The 20,660-nt window shown below is 60.5% G+C and carries 17 protein-coding genes and 1 other RNA gene; 11 read left to right on the forward strand and 7 right to left on the reverse strand.

Annotated features, from left to right (window positions below; genetic code table 11):
- The first annotated feature begins 2 nt into the window (after positions 1-2).
- Together BLW03_RS09740 and BLW03_RS09745 are read left to right on the forward strand one after the other, a co-directional pair.
- Positions 3-782, forward strand: coding sequence for a sugar transferase (locus BLW03_RS09740; RefSeq protein ID WP_074653691.1), 780 nt, complete (start codon positions 3-5; stop codon positions 780-782).
- Between the two features lie 39 nt (positions 783-821).
- Positions 822-2,237 (forward strand): mercuric reductase, encoded by a 1,416-nt coding sequence (locus BLW03_RS09745; RefSeq protein ID WP_074653693.1) that lies wholly within the window; start codon positions 822-824, stop codon positions 2,235-2,237.
- A gap of 114 nt (positions 2,238-2,351) precedes the next feature.
- On the opposite strand, the gene bamA is transcribed toward BLW03_RS09745, so the two are convergent.
- Positions 2,352-5,204 carry an outer membrane protein assembly factor BamA gene (gene bamA, locus BLW03_RS09750; RefSeq protein WP_074653694.1) on the reverse strand — a complete coding sequence of 951 codons (2,853 nt, stop codon included), beginning with the start codon at positions 5,202-5,204 and terminating at the stop codon, positions 2,352-2,354.
- 620 nt (positions 5,205-5,824) lie between these two features.
- Here bamA and BLW03_RS09755 point away from each other — a divergent pair.
- Both BLW03_RS09755 and rnpB read left to right on the forward strand, forming a co-directional pair.
- Positions 5,825-6,226: a carboxypeptidase-like regulatory domain-containing protein gene (locus BLW03_RS09755; RefSeq protein ID WP_074653696.1), complete on the forward strand. Its 402-nt coding sequence runs from the start codon at positions 5,825-5,827 to the stop codon at positions 6,224-6,226.
- A gap of 59 nt (positions 6,227-6,285) precedes the next feature.
- An RNA gene (gene rnpB, locus BLW03_RS09760) (RNase P RNA component class A) lies at positions 6,286-6,700 on the forward strand.
- 140 nt (positions 6,701-6,840) lie between these two features.
- Here the strand turns inward: rnpB and BLW03_RS09765 are convergent.
- Both BLW03_RS09765 and BLW03_RS09770 read right to left on the reverse strand, forming a co-directional pair.
- Positions 6,841-7,350, reverse strand: coding sequence for a DUF4126 family protein (locus BLW03_RS09765; protein WP_074653698.1), 510 nt, complete (start codon positions 7,348-7,350; stop codon positions 6,841-6,843).
- A gap of 97 nt (positions 7,351-7,447) precedes the next feature.
- Positions 7,448-8,425, reverse strand: coding sequence for an SPFH domain-containing protein (locus BLW03_RS09770; RefSeq protein ID WP_074653699.1), 978 nt, complete (start codon positions 8,423-8,425; stop codon positions 7,448-7,450).
- Between the two features lie 376 nt (positions 8,426-8,801).
- Between BLW03_RS09770 and BLW03_RS09780 the strand changes: the two genes are divergently transcribed.
- Positions 8,802-9,902, forward strand: a complete 1,101-nt coding sequence (locus BLW03_RS09780; RefSeq protein ID WP_083350443.1) for a Rieske 2Fe-2S domain-containing protein — start codon at positions 8,802-8,804, stop codon at positions 9,900-9,902.
- A gap of 224 nt (positions 9,903-10,126) precedes the next feature.
- Here BLW03_RS09780 and BLW03_RS20170 read toward each other — a convergent pair whose 3' ends face one another.
- Complete coding sequence (locus BLW03_RS20170; RefSeq protein WP_170835011.1) at positions 10,127-11,332, reverse strand: peptidylprolyl isomerase; 1,206 nt, start codon at positions 11,330-11,332, stop codon at positions 10,127-10,129.
- A 75-nt stretch (positions 11,333-11,407) separates the two neighbouring features.
- Here BLW03_RS20170 and BLW03_RS09795 point away from each other — a divergent pair, with 75 nt between their 5' ends.
- Positions 11,408-11,854: a nuclear transport factor 2 family protein gene (locus BLW03_RS09795; RefSeq protein WP_074653702.1), complete on the forward strand. Its 447-nt coding sequence runs from the start codon at positions 11,408-11,410 to the stop codon at positions 11,852-11,854.
- On the opposite strand, the gene BLW03_RS09800 is transcribed toward BLW03_RS09795, so the two are convergent.
- Positions 11,851-12,534 carry an MBL fold metallo-hydrolase gene (locus tag BLW03_RS09800; protein ID WP_074653704.1) on the reverse strand — a complete coding sequence of 228 codons (684 nt, stop codon included), beginning with the start codon at positions 12,532-12,534 and terminating at the stop codon, positions 11,851-11,853. The two genes, BLW03_RS09795 and BLW03_RS09800, sit on opposite strands and share 4 nt — an antisense overlap.
- Before the next feature lie 122 nt (positions 12,535-12,656).
- On the opposite strand from BLW03_RS09800, the gene BLW03_RS09805 reads away from it, so the two are divergent.
- Entirely contained in the window at positions 12,657-13,400 is a 744-nt protein-coding gene (locus BLW03_RS09805) for an RNA methyltransferase (protein ID WP_074653705.1), read from the forward strand.
- 29 nt (positions 13,401-13,429) lie between these two features.
- Complete coding sequence (locus BLW03_RS09810) at positions 13,430-15,868, forward strand: S9 family peptidase (protein WP_074653707.1); 2,439 nt, start codon at positions 13,430-13,432, stop codon at positions 15,866-15,868.
- Positions 15,869-15,925: 57 nt separating this feature from the next.
- On the opposite strand, the gene BLW03_RS09815 is transcribed toward BLW03_RS09810, so the two are convergent.
- On the reverse strand, positions 15,926-16,555 hold the full coding sequence (locus BLW03_RS09815) for a hypothetical protein (RefSeq protein ID WP_074653708.1): 630 nt from the start codon (positions 16,553-16,555) through the stop codon (positions 15,926-15,928).
- A 159-nt stretch (positions 16,556-16,714) separates the two neighbouring features.
- Between BLW03_RS09815 and BLW03_RS09820 the strand changes: the two genes are divergently transcribed.
- Positions 16,715-17,221 (forward strand): metal-dependent transcriptional regulator, encoded by a 507-nt coding sequence (locus BLW03_RS09820; protein WP_074653709.1) that lies wholly within the window; start codon positions 16,715-16,717, stop codon positions 17,219-17,221.
- 28 nt (positions 17,222-17,249) lie between these two features.
- On the opposite strand, the gene BLW03_RS09825 is transcribed toward BLW03_RS09820, so the two are convergent.
- Positions 17,250-18,602, reverse strand: a complete 1,353-nt coding sequence (locus BLW03_RS09825; protein WP_074653711.1) for a DNA polymerase Y family protein — start codon at positions 18,600-18,602, stop codon at positions 17,250-17,252.
- Here BLW03_RS09825 and BLW03_RS09830 point away from each other — a divergent pair.
- Both BLW03_RS09830 and BLW03_RS09835 read left to right on the forward strand, forming a co-directional pair.
- Positions 18,601-19,587 (forward strand): glycosyltransferase family 2 protein, encoded by a 987-nt coding sequence (locus BLW03_RS09830; protein ID WP_074653713.1) that lies wholly within the window; start codon positions 18,601-18,603, stop codon positions 19,585-19,587. The genes BLW03_RS09825 and BLW03_RS09830 overlap by 2 nt on opposite strands.
- 51 nt (positions 19,588-19,638) lie before the next feature.
- Complete coding sequence (locus BLW03_RS09835) at positions 19,639-20,436, forward strand: 2OG-Fe(II) oxygenase (protein ID WP_074655911.1); 798 nt, start codon at positions 19,639-19,641, stop codon at positions 20,434-20,436.
- Positions 20,437-20,660 lie beyond the last annotated feature (224 nt).

A 20,660-nucleotide genomic window follows, 5' to 3' on the forward strand; every position in this document is an offset into this window, starting at 1 on the left:
CGATGAGCTACTGGAGCAGCGGATATCAAGGGCTATTGGGTGTCGCCGACATCGGCCTGCCAGCGCAGGACGCTGCGGGGGGCGAGACCGGCTACGCCACGGAGGCCGAGCTCTTCCGTAGTTTTGCGTACACGGGCTGGACGACGTCCGCCCGCAAGCGGGTCTTTGACGCAGCGATTGCGGTCCCTGCCCTGCTGGCGTTCCTGCCCCTGATGGGCGCGGTCGCCGTCCTCATCAAGTTCACCTCGTCTGGCCCTGTACTTTTCCGCCAGGAGCGCGTCGGCCTGGGACAGAGGCCTTTCACCATCTACAAGTTCCGCACGATGGTGCCAGCCTCCCATTGCTCCGGGCCTTCCGTCACGCGCCACGGCGACTGCCGCATGACTGGCATTGGTCGCGTTCTCCGCAAGCTGAAGCTCGACGAGATTCCCCAGTTGTTCAACGTTGTTCGCGGCGATATGAGCCTTGTAGGCCCGCGTCCCAAGCTGGCCGAGCATGAGCAGATGTACCTTTTCTGCCGTCCCGGCATCACCGGGGCCGCCACGCTCGTCTTCGCGCGTGAGGAAGAGATCCTGGCGAAGGTTCCCGAAGAGCACGTGGAAACCTACGCGGTTCACGTCCTGAATCCCATTAAGGCAAAGCTCGACCTGGACTATGCCCACAGCGCCACACTTCGGTCGGATCTGCGAATGTTGCTGGATACGGCATTCCGTCTGGGCAGTCGCGTTCGCGTCGAGCACCTGCCGGAGCTCTCCAAGGTATCGCTGCCGTCCAACTCCTAGCCTCCAATCGCGATATCCTCCGAGAGATGAGGAGCACGCATGACGGAACGCTATGACGCAGTTGTGATCGGTTCGGGCCAGGGTGGCAATCCACTGGCAAAAGCAATGGCAAAATACGGCTGGAAGACTGCCGTGATCGAGCGCCGCTATGCCGGCGGCACCTGCGTCAATGACGGCTGTACCCCCTCCAAGACAATTGATGCCAGCGCTCGCGTCGCCTACCTTGCGCGCCGGGGAGCAGACTTTGGCGTCCACGCCGGCGACATCCGTGTGGATATGGCGGAGGTCTACGCGCGCAAGCAGAAGATCGTGCTCACGTCCCGCGAGAACAATGCCAAGGGCCTCACATCGCAGGAGAACGGCTCTTTGCTGATGGGCGAGGCGAGCTTTGCCGAGCAGCAGCCCGGAGACGGCACCTACCTGCTCGATCTGAAGATGACCGACGGCACAGCGCGGCAGATCAGCGCAGCACGCGTCTTCTTGAACACTGGCGAACGGCCGCATATCCCCGAGGAGATTGAAGGCCTGCGCGATGTGCCGTACCTCGACAGCACCTCCATCATGGAGTTGCAGACGGTGCCCGCGAAGCTGGTCGTAATCGGCGCAGGCTACATCGCGCTGGAGTTTGCGCAGATGCTCCTGCGCTTTGGCTCGGAGGTCACGGTTCTGGAGCGCGGTGAACGGCTCGCTCCACACGAGGATGATGACGTTGCAGAATGTCTTCGCGGCATCCTGACCGAGGATGGTATCCGGATCATCACCTGCTCGGCCGTTTCGCACGTCTACGGCTCGGGAGAGGCTCTGAAGCTGGATGTGGTGACCGATGACGGTCCGCTGACCCTTGACGCCACGCATGTGCTGGTCGCGACCGGCCGTTCGCCGAACGTGGAGCCGCTGCACCTGGACCGCGCCGGGATCGCCCAGTCGAAGTCCGGCCATGTGCAGGTGAACGAAAAGCTGGAGACAACGGCGCCCAACGTCTGGGCGCTGGGCGATGTGAAGGGCGGCCCCGCCTTCACACACGTCTCCTACGACGACTTCCGGATCCTGCGCGACAACCTGCTGCAGGGCGGTCAGCGCTCCACGAAGGATCGTCTGCTGACCTATGCGATGTTCACCGACCCGGAACTGGCGCGGGTCGGCCTGAACGAAACCGATGCGAAGAAGCAGGGTCGCGAGGTACGCGTCGCCCAGATTCCCATGAAGTGGATGGCGCGCGCGCTGGAGATGGACGAGCCACGCGGCATGATGAAGGCGCTGGTCGATCCGAAGACCAACCTGATCCTGGGTGCCACTGTGCTCGGTGTCGAGGGCGGCGAGGTCGCCGCGCAGCTCCAGATCGCCATCATGGGTGGCCTTCCTTACACGGCGCTGCGCGAGGGCATCTTCGCCCACCCGACTAAGTCCGAGGCGCTGAACACGCTGTTTACCACCTTCCGGGACGGGAAGGAATAAGCCTCCAAGCACCCGGCTTGATGACAGAACGCAAGATGGCAGAAACACAAAGGGGATGCGCTCACGCGCATCCCCTTTGCTATTCCTTATCCATTGGTTCTGTTCCCTATCTCATTAGAACGTCGTGCTGACGCTCAACCGGATGGTCTTACGAGGTTCGCGCAGGATGTAATCTGCGCCGTAGAACTGCAGGGCCTGTGCGTACGAGTAACGGCCTGCTCCGGTATCCGGGAAGAACGACTTGAAGGTCGCCGAATCGGTTGCCAGTTGCTGGGGCAGCGTCTCGTAGAGACGCAGCGGGTTGTAGGCGTAGAAGAGCCGGAAGGGCGCGTTCACGATCGGCAGAATCACCTGAAGCTCGGCGCCGTTGGACATGCGCGGCACGTAGTTCGTACCGGGAGCCGTGTTCAACCGCGTCGGGAAGGTAAGCTGCTTGCCACCCGAGCATGCTCCGTTGGTGAAGGTGGGGCAGCCATACAGTGGGCTGGAAAGCGTTGCCGCGCCCAGAACGCTCTGCTGCAATTGGCCCGGCAGCGCGTTGAAGGTCATGTTGAAGTCCGTAAAGAACGCGAACGTGACCTGCGAGATGATCGGAATTCGATACTCGAGATTCGCCGTGAACGACGTATCGCCACCGACCGTGACCAGGCGATAGATCGGCAGAGGAATCTGCACGTTGCCCAGCGTATTATTCGTTGGGTCGCGCGGAACCACGGATCCGTCCGGGTTGGTCAGGTTGAACTGTACCCGCGTCGGGATAAAGACGTAGGGCGTTGCCGACCGGATATCGAAGCCACGGATATCGCTTTCGCCGCCGCCGTAGACGCGGTTGAAGGGAGGTGCAACCTGTCCGCCGAAGCCCTGCGCGTGCGCCAGCTGCATACGCATGCCGAGCACGTTGTGGCCTTCGCGGTTGATGCGCAGACCCTTCATCGGGAAGAACTGACGGAAGCTGGCGGCCGGTGAGAAGTACTTCACGTTGCCGCCCGCGCCTGCGACCTGGATGGCCAGGTTGAAGTCGCGACCGCTGTGCGGGCCAGCCGCACGATCCACCGACGAGTAGGTGAACGACGGCGTGATGACCGACGAGATGATGCCGCCAAGCGCATTGGTCTGCTGAATGCCGCTACGGAAGTTCAGCGTTTCAAAGACGTTCCGCGTGTTGTCGTTGAACGTTGTGATGTTCGAGCGCTGCAGTGCGTACGAAATACCCACGCGCTTGAATGAACGGCGGATGGGATATCCCAAGCTGACCGTCAGTCCCGTGCTGGACTGGTTGTAGTTTGTCAGCAGCGACTGCTGAGCATTGCTCAGGTTCGCGCTGGCGCCGGTCGCCTGGTAGCTCTTCGCAGGGTTGTAGTCATACTTGCTGGCGAAGACCTGGAAGCCGAGCGACAGTGGCTTGTTCCGCAGGTAAGGCTCGGTAAAGCCGAAGGTCAGGCTGCGCGACAGGTCGCCGATGTTGGCGACAACGCTGAGCGTCTCGCCGAGGCCCAGGAAGTTGTTCGTCTCGTAGTTCAAGCCCACGAAGGAGCCGGAGAGGCCGGATAGACCGCCATTCAGGCCGATCGAGTTCTTGCCCTTTTCCTTCAGCTTCAGCAACAGGTCGACGGTGCCTTCGTCGTTGTTGGTGCGGACTTCGCTGTCCTGGTCGGCCTTCAGCGTGTCGAAGTAGTTCAGCTGGTTCAACCGGAGGATGGATGTCTCCCACGCCTGGTTGTTATAGAGCTGTCCTTCTTCCAGCATCAGTTCGCGACGGATGACGCGATCGCGCGTGATGGTGTTGCCACTGAATTCAATGCGCGACACGTAGAAGCGCTTGCCCGGATCGATGTCGATCGTGAGGGTGATGGTCTTCTTTGCTTCATCGAAACTCGGTGTTGGCGTGCCAACGAAGTTGATGAAGCCGAGCGAGCCGTATGCCTTACGCAGGTTCTCAAGTCCCTTGCCGAAGACGGTGGCGTTGAAGTATTCGCCGTCCTTCTGCGCGAACTGAGCGCGCAGCGCACGCTCATTCACGATGGTCTTGTCGTAGCCAGTGAAGTTGATGGCCGCCAGCTTGTAGCGGGCACCCTCTTCAATTGGAATCTCGATGTCGATGCGCTTGCCTGACGACGGATGCATGGTCAGGATGTTAAGACCGCCTGCATCGCGCACCTTTGTGGCCGGCTCACCCGGCTGCACCTTGAAGTAACCGCGTTCGCGATACACCTGGCGAACGCGCTCCACGTCTTCATCCAGCTTGGTCGCGTCGAATGTCTGCGCGAACAGGTTTTCCAGGATGATGGAGTGCGGAATACCGATGGGCTTGGAATTCTTCATGGCCGCACGCAGCGTGCGGCTATTGATGCGCTCGTTACCGCTGAAGCCGATCTTTCCAACCTTGACGGTAGGACCTTCCTTCACGATGAAGGTGACGGCGACGCGTGCCGGCGGGATGGTGCGGATCTCCGTCTTGACCGTTGCAAACTGGTGGCCATGCTCTGCCAGAAGCTGCTTCAGGATGACTTCCTTGCGCTTGATGCGCGTGGGATCGTACTGACTCTCAACCGTGACGCCAACCTTGGCCTTTTTGTCACGCTCCAGAACGTCACTGACGGTGACGGAGCTCAGGCCCTTGTAGTTGATCTCGCCAATGGTCGGTTTTTCCGACACATAGATGATCAACTGCGCGCAGCCATTGCCCTCAGCACGTTCAATGATGATGTTCTCGAAGAAGCCTGAGTTCCACAGCGAATTGAAATCGCGCTCAACCGTGGCGGCGTCGTACGGATTGCCCTGGCGCGAGAAGAGCCGGGCGAGAATGGATTCCTTCGGGTAGCGGCGGTTGCCGATGACCTGGGGAGCGCACAGCGGTTCCTCCGCCGAGGGCGCCGCACTGGGCAGAGCCGTAGGGACAACCGGCCGCCCCGCAGTCTGCGCCCATGCGCCCGCAGGCAGCATGCCGGCAACCAGTACAGCCGCCATGGAGAGCCCAACGGCTCGCTCTCCAACGGTGGCGCGACCGGCCCCGATCAAACGATGAAGTGAGGAGTACCGCACATTCCGATGCTCATGGTCTGGGACGCCGACGGCGCCCTGTTTTACGGTTTTGATAACAACACCCTCACTGCCTGAAACTCGCCCGCACGCGCTTCCGCGAGGTCTCCGTTCGCGCGGTCTGCGTGTACGTATGTACGAAAGACGATTATAGGGGAACGAAGAGAGCGCGACCACGCCCGCAATCTCGTACAAGGTATCGAAGATCGCACTGTGCACCGAGCTTGGTGCAGCCCACCGAGTATTTTGAGGCGAATCTGCTTCGACCGAGGACCTGTGCGGCTTTGGCATTCCCGCAGTCGCAGCGGAAAATATGCAAATGCAGCGAGCCGAGGCCAGCCTCTGTGCACCTCTCATCCTGCGTTCAGGAAAGATGGCGATCCAGGCACGCGCCCGCAAAAAACTTCATACGCGTGAAGTGGCGCAAAGAAAGTAGCGTTCCTCGCCACCTTTCACGCGTCTCATCCTATGAACCCAACTGCTGGCCGAAACTTGCACCGCTTGAATCGCGATGCGTGTCCAGACGAGACGGTCCCTGAGGAGTTGCCTTGAAGCGGAAGCTGTCTGTGACCATCGTTCGCCACGCTGCGGCCCTGCTGGCCCTCACGGCCTGCCTGGCGGGCACAGCCCAGCAGGCATCTGCGCCGCGACTCCTCAACGCGCAGTACACACGCAACACGCCCCGCAACATAACCGGGACGGTGCATGATGGTGGCAACGAGCCGCTGCGGGGCGCTGTCGTCCAGGTGGAGCAGGAGGGCACGATGGTCATCCAGAGCTACGTCACGGATGAGCGCGGGACCTACCGCATACGCAACCTGAGTTCCAACAGCGACTACCAGGTATGGGCCACCTTCCGGGGACACCATTCGAAGCACTTCGACATCAGCAAATTCGACAAACAGGCCGACCGCGATATTGCGCTGGTCATCGATCTGACGAAGGAGTAGCTGCTCGTGCTCCCGTTGACAGCGACGCGAGCAACGAGAACAACCGTATACTCAAGAAGCAGGCGGACCGAACGATCGCTGCTGCCCTACGCACGTTTGTTGGGGCAGGGGAGGAAAGTCCGGACTCCGAGGGGCAGTGTGCCGGGTAACGCCCGGGATCGGCGCTTCAAGGCGACGAGACGGCCAGTGCCACAGAGAAGATACCGCCCTGAGCAATCGGGGTAAGGGTGAAAAGGTGCGGTAAGAGCGCACCGCGCCGGCAGTAATGCAGGCGGCATGGTAAACCCCACACGGAGCAAGACCAAATAGGCGGGAAGACTGCCTCCGCGCAAGCAGAGGCAAGATGCGTGCCGGCCCGGCGCGCCAGACTCGCGGGTAGGTTGCTGGAGCCATGCAGCAATGCATGGCCTAGAGGAATGATCGTTCAGGGCAGCAATGCCCGGACAGAATCCGGCTTACAGGTCCGCCTGCACATTAATCAGGGATTCAATCCCGCCGAAATAGCGGCTGACCCATGTCTCGCCTTTGAGACATGGGTTCTACCTCGGTGATCCCGCACGGGGATACCCGCGCGCTGCTCGTCTCAGGCACGAGACTAGCGGCACACGGCTTCGCTACTTGACCCAAGTCCCATCGTTTCCGACAAACAGCACGCTATGCACAGCGGCCAGGTGCAGCAAGGTAATGCTGAGGCCGATGGCGATGACGTCCTCCAGCAAAGCGACCGGCAGATCCGGCACCTTCAACGCAGTAACCACGCGCGTGCGCACGAACCAGCCGCCGAACGCCCCCGCAACGCCTCCAAGGGCGCCAAGCGCAGCGGCCGCGAAGAGGTTCAGTTGCAACGGCTGAGCCAGCAGCACGCCACCCAGGGCTCCGAAGACGATGCGCGCGCCGAGGCCCGGTGCCGCAGTGCGGGCCGGTGTGTTCGGCAGCTTGTCGCCGATATATTCCCCAAGCGCCGCCAGCGTGAAGATACCCACAGCGATGAGTGATGCCGTGAACGAGCGCCAGCCGGAGAAGTGCAGCAGTTGCCGATAGGCGAACCAGCAGAGCACGGCGATCGGCGTCATGGCGCGCAGCCCCGTGCACGCGCCCAGGAGAGTTACCAGCAGAAGATTCATGCTGCCTAGCTTGCACCACCGCGGCTCGGAATTCCAGTACAGTCTTCACCGGAAGAAGCAGCGCAGCGACCACGGGTTGTGATCGCTGCGTTCCTGCTTAGCGAGTCGACGGCAGTTGCAGCATCATGCTGCTGCTGCCGGCGGTCTCCACGCTGGGCAGTTGGCCGTTCCATCGTTCAATCAGCGCGCGCTGATTCTCCAGGGAACGCAGTTGCAGTAACTGCGGCGTGATGCTGGTCTGCCGAATGCGGTTGGCCTCCGCCTCACCCTGCGCACGGGTTACGCTGCTCTTCGCCTCGCCCTCCGCCTCCGCCACCTGCTTGGCAGCTTCCGCCTGGGTCTTGGCAAGTTCATTGCGAGCACGCTCTGCATCCTGGATCGCCTGAGCCTTACCCGTGATGGCATTCGCAATCACAGCGGGGACACGCGGCGCACCGATAAAGCCAAACTGCTGGATGCCGACACCCACTGCATCCATCTGTTGCTGAATGTGGCGCTGCACCTCATTCAGAAAAGCAGCCTTCTGCTCCCCGTAGATCTGCTCGACCGTGTAAGTCGATGCCACTTCATTCAGCGAGTTACGCACCACATCGCGAAGAATACCGTGCGTGAACTGGCCCAGGTCCGTGACCCGGTATTTTACATAGAAGTCAGGCACGCGCTTCGGCTCGATCGAGTAACTCAGACTTACATCCGAATAGATCTCCATGCCTTCCTTCGAGTTGAAGCTCATCGCTTCATCCGTCGCGCGACCTTCATTCAGATCGCGAGTCCACTTCACGGTCTGCACATACGTCGGGAACTCCACAATCTGCGAACGCAGGGGCGAGTAAAAGACCCAGCCAGTACGAATCGGAATCTCGGAAGCACCACGCTGCGAACCGCTGAGCACCACCTCAACACCCACGTGTCCCGCGCCGATGCGCGTGACCGACACGATGTAGTTGAACAGGATCGACAATGCCACAATGCTGGCAGTTAGCATGCCGCCGAGCTTGAATGCAACTTTCAGGCGGCGCATGCCGTCGTCGTCATTGTGATTACTACCATTAAAAACTTCTCCAAAGAGCGTCATCGCGCACTCCTCCTCCAGAGGAGTCGAACCATGGCTAAGAAACCGATCACCGAAACGGCAAGCAGGAGCTCACCCCCATAGAGGGCTTTATCGCTTGGCTTGTTCATCAGGGAGAACGCAGTCACCATCAACTTATAAGAAAGGACGGTAGACAAAAGCGTGAGGACTAACTTACGGTACTGCAGCGTACAATCGCCTGGCAGCGCACTACTTAGCGGCCTAACAACATCTCTATGTTAGATCCGATAACATACCGCTGCTAACTGATCGAAAGTGCTATGGACAGTGCAGGAAACCGGCGTATCATGAGTACAGTGAATTCCTAGGCGCGGCCAACCTGGCGGCGCCTTTCGTATTTTGCGGCTGGTATACCCTGATGCTGCGCATGAAGCTACGCAACGACAAGCTGGAGCCGGGCACACAGCCCGCAACCGAACTCATCTTTGGCGAGTGGTATCCGGCGTTACGGGCGGACACTCTTGCCAGGGGCAAAAGCACGACACTGCTTCTGCTGGGTGTGCCCCTGCTGATGGGTCGCAAGAACGATGGCAGCGTCTTTGCCATGCGGGACCTCTGTCCGCACCGCGGCATCCCTCTCTCCGCCGGCTGGTTCGACGGCGAGACAGTTCAGTGCCGCTACCATGGCTGGAAGTTCGAACCATGCGGTGGGCAGTGTACGGAAATCCCCTCGCTCACACAGATCGACACACTCGAGCCCTCGAAGATCTACGCTGGCGCCTACCCTTCCCGCGAGCTCGACGGCTACGCCTGGGTCTATCTGCCGGAAGCCGGCGCAGGCCGCATCACCGACGAGTCCAAGCTGCCGCCCGTTCCCGAAGTGCCCAAGTTCTCCCCGAAGTTTCGCAGCGCCCACCTCACCGCGGACCTTCCCTGCAACGTGGACCACGGCATTATCGGCCTCATGGATCCGGCGCACGGACCGTTCGTGCACCAGGCATGGTGGTGGCGCAGCTCCGCGTCCATCCACGAGAAGACGAAGCACTTTGAGCCCATCCCCGACGGCTTCCGCATGAGTTCCCACGCACCCAGCAAGAACTCCGCGCCGTACAAGCTGCTGGGTGTCTACGGGCAGGACGTGACGACCACCATCGACTTCACGCTGCCAAACCGGCGCTACGAAGTGATCCGCGCCGGCGAGAAGTGGTTCGCTTCCCTCACCACCGTCACGCCGGTCACGCCATCGTCATGCCGCATCGATGTCATGGCGTGCTGGAACATCTTCTACAACGTCCCGCTGGTACCCACCATCGCCTCCTACTTCGGCGCAAAGTTCGTCCGGCAGGACCAGGAAACCATGGTGCAACAAGCCGAAGGCCTACGCTACCGCCCCGCCATGATGCTGATCGACGACGCCGACAAACCCGCAAAGTGGTACTTCGCCCTCAAGCAACGCAGACTCACCGGCAAAGGGGAACACCCACTACAGGGGCCAGTCGAACTGCACTGGCGCTCGTAATCGATTCACGACTCACAACGATCTTGTCATCCTGAGCGAAGCGCAGCGGAGTCGAAGAACCTGCATTCTAATGGTCGTGCCGGAAATATGCACAGCAAGACCTGTAGATCTCGACCATCCACATTTTTGCGACTGCAAACGGAATGCAGGTCCTTCGACTGCACTTCGCTGCGCTCCGTTCCGCTCAGGATGACAAATCTTTACGACAAGAGCCAGGTCGCACTCTACCGCTGAATCGTCACGCTCTTGATCATCACCGGCGTAATCGGCCGGTTATGCCCCGTCCGCGGCACCCTCGCCATGCGATGCACCAACTCCACCGTCGCATCATCGCACTGCCCAAAGACGGTGAACTTGTTATCCAGCGTGTGCGCCGGCGCGTCCATCACAAAGAACGATGAGTCATTCTTCTCCGGCCCATCATTCGCCATCGCCAGCCGTCCGGGCCGGTCAAAGGTCAGCCCCGGCACCGGCTCAATGCCGTAAGCAAACCCTGCATCCTCCGCACCACCGGGATAGTCCTGCTGCTGCACCATGAAGTCGGGGATCACACGGTTGAAGTGCAGACCGTTATAAAACGGCTTTGTGGTCGTGATGTGCGTGGTGGGGTTGGTCCACGGCCGCTTGCCCTCCGCTAATTCCATGAATGTTGCCGTGGCGATCGGCGCCTGTTCGGTAAACAGCTTGCAAGTGAGCGTTCCCATTGTGGTGTCGATCACCGCGGTCGGCCCCTTCGGATCGGGGGATGGCAGCGTCTCGAGTGCGGGCGGCACGGGCTGCGGCACGATCTTCTTCGGATCGACATCCGGCGCAACGGGCGGCATCGGCTGGCCCGGCTGCACGATGGTCAATTTGTTGATGGCGATCGCCTTATCCGTGCGATTGCCCACGATCATCATGGCGTGCGAGATCTGCGCTGCGACCGCCACACCCGCGTCATCGCACTGCCCGAAGATCGCTCCGCGATGGCCCTTGTCGAACTCATCATCCGCGTGCAGCGTGATCAGGTAGAACGAACTGCTCACCTCGCCCAGCCGCGTCGCCATCGCAAGACGCCCAGGCCGGTCGAAGGTAACACCGGGAATCTTCTCCTCCTCGATGGGATCGTTCGCCGCGCCCTCTCCGCCGCCATAGCGGTCGCCGCCGCGAATACCGTCTGCAATGCCCGCGATGGCCGTGCCGTCATAGAACGGCGTGTTGTGCACGACGGACAGGTTCAGGTGGTCGTGCCAGTCCTTCGTACCCTGCGCCAGTGCAATGAAGTTAGCAACCGTCTTCGGCGCCTGCTTCGCGTACAGGCGGCAGCTAATGCGACCCATGGTCGTGTCGAAGACTGCCGTCGGCCCCGTCGGCTCAGGCCCCCGGTGTGGCTGGGCGAACGCGAAGGCGTTCGACAGGAGCAGGAAAGTGACGGCGGCAACGTTGCGCATGCACATTGCCTCATGATTTCACGAAGCAGCACCGTCTTCGCGTGGCAAGATGGGAGCGGAAAGCGGAGGTCAGGAATGCGAAGAATCGTATCGGTCGGTCTGCTCCTAGCAGGTTCAGCTGGGGTATACGCGCCTGCACAAACAACCTCTGCAGATGATGCGACCTTTCAGAAACTCCAGAACGATTGGGCAGAGGCCCGCAAAAAGCAGGACGTCCCATTCCTGGAACGCTTTTATACCGCTGAGTTCAGCGTCGGAAACATGAATGGCCAGGAGGCTACCCGCGAGCAGGACATCGACATGTTCCGCAGCAAAATCCTGAAGCCGGCAGTCATCACCGATACAGCCATGAAGGTCGTACGTATGGGAGACGCGGCGATGGTCACGGGCGCGGAACATCTCGAAGGCATCTACGCGGGACATAGCGGTTCGTACGATCTGCGCTTCACAAATGTGTATGTCCATCGGGATGGCCGTTGGCAACTGCTGCGACACCAGGCGACCCCGATTGGCAAGCCCTAAGTGTTCTCCAACGCACGTTCCAACTCCACCCTACCGTTCGTCACAAGACGTCCATGTCCGGTCGCAATACAGACCATCCGACATTCCAATAAGCGACGTGCCGACGCATCCGCTAACTGGAAATCCCACGTTGCCATCTTCGGCAGCGGGAAGTACCAGGGCGGATTCGTAACCGGATGCAGGCCCCCAATGGAGGTCAGGGCGTCGCCCGCGAAGAGCGTGCCGTCTCGCTCATCCAGAAAACTCATGTGCCCCGGTGTATGGCCCGGCGTACTGATGCAGCGCAGCGATCCGTAGAGTTCGCCATCGGTCAGCGTGTGTGTGGGCCTCGACTTCGCGCCGGGATAACTGCCCTTCAGTTTGCCCTTCGGTTCGTCCGCCCGGAGCGTCATGTCCTTATGCAACAAAGGCGCTTCCCGTTCGCTGATCGCAACATCCACCCCGCCCAGCAAATCATGCAAGGCGTCCAGCGAACCGATGTGATCTCCGTGTGCGTGCGTCAGCAGAATGCGCCGGATTTCGCCGCCGAACTCCCGCGCGGCCGCTGCGATCTGCTTCGCGCAACCACCTACGGACGTATCGATCACCGTGAATCCATCAGCCTCGCGCAGCAGGTAACAGTTGGAAAAACCAAGGAAGGTGATCTGGCGGAGATTGTTGCTGTGCTGTGTGATTTTCATCGCGATGCACCATACCGGTTCAATTCGAGCGAATCCAGAAGTAAGGATGCGAAGCGCGCGACGCGGTTTGTTTGGAACTCCGGATTCTGCGCCCTTCCAACGCCCCATAGAATCGTGAAGGCATGAATCGTGAAGGCATCAATGTAGACCCGCAAGGCCGCGTTGCAATCGTTCTGGTGCGTGCGCGCAATCCGCTCAACATCGGCGCAGCCGCTCGCGCGATGAGTAACTTCGGCTTTGACGATCTGCGCGTGGTGAACGACTATGACGTACCGTTCGCCGAGGCGCGGTCCGCAATCGATGCTGCCCCCGTGCTGGCCGCGGCGCGGCAGTTTGGCAGTGTGGCCGACGCCATCGCGGACTGCACACTGGTCTTCGGCACAACAGCCCTGGGCGATCGCCGCCTGCAGCATCCCGTTGAACTGCTTCGCGACGCCGGACCACACGCACAGGCGGCGAGAATGGCTGGCGGCACCGTTGCCATCCTCTTCGGATCGGAGAAGACCGGCCTGTCCGCCGAGGAGATGAGCCACTGCCACCGCCTGCTCACCATCCCGATGCACCGCGGCGGCGTCTCCATGAACCTGGGCCAGGCCGTCGCCGTCTGCCTGTATGAACTGGCGCGCGATGGCGCCGCTCCGCGCACACTGCCGGAAGAAGCACGGCCCGCAACCGCTGCGGAACTGGCGCGTTATGAGACGCTTTTGCGCGAGGTGCTGGTTACCAGCGAGTACGACCGGCGCTTCCCCGGCAACATGGGCGAAGACGCTTTGCGTCGCCTTGTCCGAAGACTGGCTCTGCAGGGCGATGACGTGGAAGTGTGGCTGGGCATGTTACGCCAGGTGCTTTGGAAGCTTCGCCAGTAAGCCGCTGATCGCTTGGTACACTCGCCAGCATGAGACTTTCCCATGTGTCCGCCGTTCCGATGTTTCTTTTCGGGACGCTGCTCGTTGCACAACAAAAGGTAGTGACGACGGCGGACTACGCGCGCGCCGAGAGCCGTCTCTCCGGCACCACGGCCGAATTGATCGACCACGCGGTGGCGTCAGTGAATTGGCTGAAGACCAGCCCCGGCACTACCGGTCCCGATCGCTTCTGGTACCGCGACATGGTCGGCAGCAACAGCACCTTCATGCTTGTGGACGCCGCGCAGGGCAAGTCTACGCAGGCGTTCGACCATGCCCGCATGGCATCGGCGCTGAATGCTGCGGGAATCCGCAATGCCTCGCCGGTTCATCTGCCCATCACCGAGATGGAGTTTGCGGACGGGGACAAAACTGCCGTCGTAACCGTCAGCGCGGAACGCTATCGTTGCGACCTGACGGCCTATGCCTGCGCCAAGCAGCCGATTCCGCTAGCCCGCCAGCAGGGCTCGAATGGAACAACGCCGCTGACGGGCGGGAACTCTGCAGCCGTGGATAGCCGTGCAACACAATCGCCGCTGGGGCCCGGCCATGACAAGGCAGTGGTATCCCCGGATGGCAAACGTGCTGTCTTCATTCGCAACTGGAATCTATGGGTCGTCGACACAGGCACCGGCGAAGAGAAGCAGTTGACGACAGACGGCGTCGAGAACTACGGCTACGCTACCGACAACGCCGGCTGGACTCACAGCGATCGCGCTGTCGTGGTGTGGTCTCCCGACTCGAAGATGGTGGCCACCTTCCAGCAGGACCAGCGCAAGACCGGGATGATGTATCTGGTCACCACCAACGTCGGCCATCCTTCGCTACAGGCCTGGAAATACCCCTTCGCCGGCGACAAGGATGTCACCATGATCGAGCGCGTGATCATCGATACGGACAAGGCCGTTGTGACACGACTGCAGATGCCAGCGGACGAGCACCGCTCGACACTCTGCGATGACATCAGCTGCCGGGGCGGCGGTTGGGATGATGTGCAGTGGGCAGCAGATGGGAAGACCCTGGCGTTTGTCTCCACGTCACGCGACCATCGCAAGGAAGATCTGCGGATGGCCGATGTCGCTACCGGCAAGGTTCGCGATGTTCTGCACGAAGAGGTGCCGACTTATTTTGAGAGCGGCGCCGGCCGCGTCAACTGGCGCTACCTGTCCAAGCGTAATGAAATTCTCTGGTTCAGCGAACGCAGCGACTGGGGCCAGCTTTACCTGTACGACGCGGGCACCGGTCAACTCAAGCATCCGGTCACCACCGGCGACTGGAACGTCGCGCAGGTGATGCGCGTCGATGAGGTGACAGGCGACATCCTGCTGCAGGGCGTGGGCCACGAGAAAGGCTGGGATCCGTACTACGCCGCGCTGTATCGCACGAACCTGGAGGGCGGACCAGTTCGTCTGCTGACACCGGAGAACAGCAACCACAGCCCCAAGCTGAGCGCTGACGGTAAATATTTTGTCGACACCTTCAGCACCACGCAGGTGCCGCCGGTGACGGTGCTGCGCGATACCGAGGGTCGACAGATTGCTGAGATCGCGAAGACCGATATCGCACGCCTGAAGGCATCGGGATGGAAGGCTCCGGAGAGCTTCACGGTGAAGGCTCGTGACGGCAAGACCGATCTGTACGGCATCATGTTCAAGCCGTCGAACTTCGATCCCAAGAAGAAATACCCGATCATCAACTACATCTATCCCGGACCGCAGACCGGCTCGGTGGGCTCGCGTTCGTTTGCTCCATTGCCGGGAGATGAAGCGAGTCTTGCACGCACGCGCGGCTATAACGCCGGTCTCGCGGAACTTGGATTCATCGTGGTGTCGATCGACGGCATGGGAACACCGGGCCGCTCGAAGAAGTTTCATGATGCGTACTTCGGCAATCTCGGCGACAACACACTGCCGGATCAGATCGCCGGCATGAAGGAGCTTGCAGCGAAATACTCCTGGATCGATCTCAGCCATGTCGGTATCTGGGGCCATAGTGGCGGCGGCTATGCCACGGCGGACGCGATGTTCCGGTATCCCGAGTTCTTCAAGGTGGGCTGGTCTGAGAGCGGCAATCACGACAATCGTAACTACGAAGACGACTGGGCCGAGAAGTGGATTGGCGTGAGCGATGCCACCACCAGGCAGGCCTACGAAGATCAGGCCAACCAGTCCCTTGCAAGCCACCTGACAGGCAAGCTGATGCTGACGCACGGCACGACCGACGACAACGTCCCGCCAACAAACACCTTGCTGGTGGTGGATGCGCTGATGCGCGCCGGGAAAGACTTCGATCTGCTGATGATCCCTAACTCGCGTCACGGTTACGGTGACGCAACACCCTACATCTCGCGCCGGCGCTGGGACTATTTTGTGACCAACCTGATGGGGGCCACGCCGCCGAAGGAATACCACTTCAAGTCACCTCAGTAACGACGACAAAAAGGCGGCGGAGCCAATGGCTCCGCCGCCTCTTGCGTTGCAGAAGAGCTACTGCACGATGCCGCTGTCGCCGGTCGCGCCCTTGGCCACGGGCTGCATCTTCCAGCCATCACTGGTCAGTACCAGCGTTGCCTTGCCGTTGTTGGTGGCGGTTAACGCGGTGCGCAACTGCGGAAACGCATTCTGCGTCTCTGCTGCCTGCGCCCAGTCCTTCACATCACCCAGCGTGTAGGTGTAGTTGACCGTGGTGGTGGCACCGGGCTCGGTCCCCGCGGGCGTGTTGCTCACGATGTCCTTCACCTTGCGGTGTGCGTAGCAGAAATTGCCATAGCCAGGCTGGTTCACATTCGGAGTCCAGTTGGTGCGGCCCTTGTCGGTGAGGTCGTAGCTGTTGGCCTCTTTTTTCAGCACCAGCAGCTTTGTCTTCTCGACTGGGGTGCGCGACAGCAGCCCCTGATCGACCAGCGCGTCAAAGGGCATCACCTTGGTCGCATCGTCCTTGTCATGCTGCTGCGGCATCTGGATGGGATCGGGCCACAAGCACTCCGGCCACTGGTCGTAATAGCCGTTGATCGCCGACTTCAGGTTGCTGCTCGTGTCCTTTGGCTGCTTGCAACCAGTGGTGACCAGAAGGGAGGTGGCAGCGAGTGCCACACACAATTGCAGATTAATTCTCATACTCTTCAACTCCAGGGCTTGTGTGAGCCCTCAATTCCGCTCACGCCTGCGATATAGATGCTTGCTCAAAGCAGTTCCGCCGCCCGGCCCGGTGGCTGCGCAGATTGATATGGTGCACATCCGGACGTCGGCTTAGGCTAGCCTTAGGGAGGAGAGCAATTGAGCACGTTGGCCGTCAAGGCAAAATCCGGAACAACGCCGACACGGACGAGCGAGTCGATCGACGACTACCTCAAGGCAGTTTTCACCCTGGGCGGAGATGAGCAGCGCCGCATCGGCAGCTCAGAACTTGCCGTACGTCTGCACGTCGCACCCGCCTCCGTAACCAACATGCTGCAGAAGCTGGCCGCCGAGCGCAAGCCGATGATCGAGTACGAGCGCGGCCGGGGTGTCCGCCTCTCCCTCTCCGGCAGGCGCCGTGCACTGGAGATCGTGCGGCATCATCGCCTGATCGAAACCTTTCTGTTCGAGATTCTGGGCTATCCCATCGAAGACCTGCACGATGAAGCTGAGAAGCTGGAACACTTCATCTCGGAGCACTTCGAACAGCGCATCGCTGCGAAGCTAGGGCATCCTGATACCGACCCGCACGGCCACTGCATTCCTGCGCTGGACGGCACCATGCCGGCGCGTCACGGCGTCAGCTGCCGCTGCGGTCTGGACTAGAAATCCGTCGGAAACAGATGCAACACACCTACATGTAATCCACGCCATACTGCACAGGAATCTGCGTAAAGGCAATCCGCGTGGGGGCCGAATCGCGCGCGGGCAGCATCCCTGCGAAGTGCAGCGTGGTGTGGCCGTACTTCAGGTTCAGCTTGTCCAGCGTGCGAGACAGTTGGCCGCGATTGTCCGCATCCGCAAACAGTGTTGGCTGCTGTTCACTCTCCGGGATCAGCCTCCCCAGCGTGACACCAACAAAGAACGGGCGTTGAAATTCGGGGCCCCTGGGTTGCTGCGACCATAGCTTCTGCAACGCCTCCAGCAGCGATAGCGTGTCCTGGCAGGTCGGAAAGCGCGCCTCCATGCCCCATGCATCGTGCTTGATACCGCTCTGATGGTGTCGAACTTTGCTGCGGCCCTCAGCCTCCTGCCGGTTGAGCTGATAACGGATCGTCAGTCCCAGGGACGCCGTTGCAAGCTTCTCCATCCGAAGTCGCATCGCGGCCTTGTGCAACAGCTTGTGAGCAATGGCCCACGATCCCTCCGGCGAACGATGATCCGGGCCCAGCACGTGCGAGTGGCCCAGAGACTTCTGCATCTCGTTGGGCAGCGGCGCGCCATCATCGCCCGTGTCGTGTCCGCGCAGCCAGTGATACAGCCGGTCGCCCCACACGGAGTTCCACAGCTTGTGCATGCCCTCGCGGTCCAGCTCCAGCAACTGCGGCATCGTTGTGATGCCCTTCCTGATCAGCATCTGCTCGGTCTTCGCGCCGACGCCGGGCAGGTCGCGCAGTTCCAGGTGCGTCAGCGCGCGCGGCAACTGCGACGGCAACAGGCCGATCAGGCCATCCGGCTTCTGCATGTCGCTGGCGATCTTTGCCAGGTAGCGATTTGGAGCCATCCCGATCGAGCAGCGAAGCGTATCGCCCACATCGTCATAGATAGCCTGCTTGATGTCGAGCGCGATGCGGCGTGCGAGCGGTGGTTCCCGTTCGCGCCCCATCAGCTGACAGGTGACTTCATCAATCGACGGGATGTGGGCCACCGGACAAACCCGCTCCACCGCGGCGTGGATGCGGTGCGAGTATTCGGCATAGGTGCTGTGATCGCCCTGGACCATGATGATGTCAGGGCAGATCTTCTTCATGTCTCCGACACGCGTGCCAGTCTTGATGCCCAGCGCCTTCGCCTCATAGCTGGCCGCAATAGCCACGGTCGTATCCGCAAAGGTGGGCACCACGGCCAGCGGGCGATTGCGATATTCAGGATGGATCTGCTGTTCGACGGACGCAAAGAAGCTATTCAGATCCACGTGCAGGAAGCTGAAGCGGTCGTCTGCCGCTGGGATTCGATGGTCACTCGCGAAAGGGTCAGCAGCGGACATGGCGTTGCCCCATTCTACCGCCTGGATTCGCCGCATCTTCGCTTTGTATGCTGCCGAAGAGCGGCGCGCTTACCATGGGGAGATGGTCGCATGCGTGGTGGTGAACTGGAACGGCTGGCGCGATACGATCGCGTGCCTCCGCACGCTTACAGAACAAACGGTGCCGCTTGAGGTCATCGTCGTCGACAACGGCTCGAGCAATGACTCCGTCGCCCGGATCAAAGCCTTCCTGGCAGAAGTGGCGCATTGCCAGGTATCAATTACGCTGATCGAACATACGGAAAACGGCGGCTTCGCCAAAGGCACCAACATTGGCATCCGCGTCGCCATGGAGCGCGATGCAGAGTTCGTCTGGCTCCTGAACAACGATACGGAATGCCCACCGGACACGCTCGCCAAGCTGCTGCGCGAGGCAGGCGGAAATCCCGGTATCGGCATTGTGGGAAGTGTCCTGTACTACCATCACGATCCAACCAAGGTGCAGGCCTGGAGCGGTGGCCGCATCAATCCATTGCTTGGTACCAGCATCCATTACTACGCGCCGACCGAGCAGATCCGCCACTCCTACACGACCTTCGCAAGTGTCCTGATTCGCACCGCAGTACTGCGCCAGATCGGGCTGCTGTATGAGGGGTTCTTCATGTATTACGACGACTCGGACCTATGCCTGCGCATGGAGCGCACCCCCTGGAAGATCGCCGTAGCGGCCGACACCGCGGTGCTTCACAAAGAGAGCGCGAGCACGGACGGTCCGCGAAATCCCTTCATGGAAAAGACCATCGCCGTCTCCGGGATGCGGTTCCTGCGGATGCACTCACCATTCTTCGCGCTTTCGCTACCGCTCTTTCTCGGGATCAAGCTCCTGAACCGAGCTCGTCGTGGCGAGTGGGCTGCCTGTCGCGCGGTCCTCGTAGCAATCGCAGAGTTCAGCCGCACCCCTTTGCCACCACCACCTATTCCCGAAATGACACGCCCGAATCGCTAAAAGACAGAAAAGCAGTCGGCTTCACGCCGGACTCGTCCGATCATGGAGTGGATGACGTCCTCGTTCCTCCGCTCAGATATTGATTTTGATTCGCTTGTGCCAGCCTTCAATCGCGGCAATCCCTTCCGTCACGTCATCATCGACAATTTCTTTCACGAGGATGTAGCGCAGCGACTTGCCGAGGAATTCCCGGCATTCGACGGACCTGCCTGGTCGGTGTATCACAATCCCATCGAGATCAAGAAGGCGCTCAACCACTGGGATCGCTTTCCAAAGACGACCTATGCTGCCTTCAGCTTTCTGAACTCCAAAGAGTTTGTCGCCGAGATGGCAAAGCTTGCGAACCTTCCTCTGTCGGCCGACCCCGGCCTGCACGGCGGCGGCTGGCATGCCCATGCGCAGGGCGGCAAGTTGAACGCGCACCTGGACTATTCCATCCATCCGAAGCTGGGCAAAGAACGCATTCTGAACCTGATCATCTACATCACGCCCGACTGGAAAGAAGAGTGGAACGGCGCGCTTGGGCTTTGGAAAGATGACAGCGGGGCCCCTGGCGAACTGGTTCGGCGCATTCCAAACCTATTTAATCGCGCCGTGATCTTCGACACGTCCCAAAAGTCCTGGCATGGACTGCCGGACCCGGTGGAATCACCCAAAGAAAAGGTCCGCAACAGCATGGCCGTGTATTACCTGTGCGAGCCACGCAAAGAAGCCAGCGACCGCGGTCGCGCTCTATTTGCACCCCATGGAGCCCAGGCCAACGACCCTGAGGTGCTCGAACTGATCAGGAAACGCAGCCAGGTCACGACGTCGGGATCGGTGTACCGCACGGGCGAAGAACAGAGCTAGCGAGACCCACATCGCAATGCATTCCCAGAACGGGGAGCCTTAATGCTCCCCGTTCTTTTGTGTCATTTCAAAATCAGGCCAAAGAATTTCCCAAAAACATCTGACAGTCGTGTCGGCAACAGGAAATTCAATTTGCCAAAGTTTCGCAGTCTGCTGAGCTGTCGTCAATTGACAGGCGCAGCGGATTACGTAATGCTTCCCTGAAACCAGTAAAAAAGCTTCTC

Source organism: Terriglobus roseus (assembly GCF_900105625.1).
GTDB classification, from domain to species: domain Bacteria; phylum Acidobacteriota; class Terriglobia; order Terriglobales; family Acidobacteriaceae; genus Terriglobus; species Terriglobus roseus_B.

Bases quoted from the DNA above. Each gene is read 5' to 3' on its own strand.
- BLW03_RS09740 (WP_074653691.1), top strand. From the start codon at position 3: ATGAGCTACTGGAGCAGCGGATATCAAGGGCTATTGGGTGTCGCCGAC.
- BLW03_RS09745 (WP_074653693.1), top strand. From the start codon at position 822: ATGACGGAACGCTATGACGCAGTTGTGATCGGTTCGGGCCAGGGTGGC.
- bamA (WP_074653694.1), bottom strand. From the start codon at position 5,204: ATGGCGGCTGTACTGGTTGCCGGCATGCTGCCTGCGGGCGCATGGGCG.
- BLW03_RS09765 (WP_074653698.1), bottom strand. From the start codon at position 7,350: ATGAATCTTCTGCTGGTAACTCTCCTGGGCGCGTGCACGGGGCTGCGC.
- BLW03_RS09770 (WP_074653699.1), bottom strand. From the start codon at position 8,425: ATGACGCTCTTTGGAGAAGTTTTTAATGGTAGTAATCACAATGACGAC.
- BLW03_RS09780 (WP_083350443.1), top strand. From the start codon at position 8,802: ATGCTGCGCATGAAGCTACGCAACGACAAGCTGGAGCCGGGCACACAG.
- BLW03_RS20170 (WP_170835011.1), bottom strand. From the start codon at position 11,332: ATGCGCAACGTTGCCGCCGTCACTTTCCTGCTCCTGTCGAACGCCTTC.
- BLW03_RS09795 (WP_074653702.1), top strand. From the start codon at position 11,408: ATGCGAAGAATCGTATCGGTCGGTCTGCTCCTAGCAGGTTCAGCTGGG.
- BLW03_RS09800 (WP_074653704.1), bottom strand. From the start codon at position 12,534: ATGAAAATCACACAGCACAGCAACAATCTCCGCCAGATCACCTTCCTT.
- BLW03_RS09805 (WP_074653705.1), top strand. From the start codon at position 12,657: ATGAATCGTGAAGGCATCAATGTAGACCCGCAAGGCCGCGTTGCAATC.
- BLW03_RS09810 (WP_074653707.1), top strand. From the start codon at position 13,430: ATGAGACTTTCCCATGTGTCCGCCGTTCCGATGTTTCTTTTCGGGACG.
- BLW03_RS09815 (WP_074653708.1), bottom strand. From the start codon at position 16,555: ATGAGAATTAATCTGCAATTGTGTGTGGCACTCGCTGCCACCTCCCTT.
- BLW03_RS09830 (WP_074653713.1), top strand. From the start codon at position 18,601: ATGGCGTTGCCCCATTCTACCGCCTGGATTCGCCGCATCTTCGCTTTG.
- BLW03_RS09825 (WP_074653711.1), bottom strand. From the start codon at position 18,602: ATGTCCGCTGCTGACCCTTTCGCGAGTGACCATCGAATCCCAGCGGCA.
- BLW03_RS09835 (WP_074655911.1), top strand. From the start codon at position 19,639: ATGACGTCCTCGTTCCTCCGCTCAGATATTGATTTTGATTCGCTTGTG.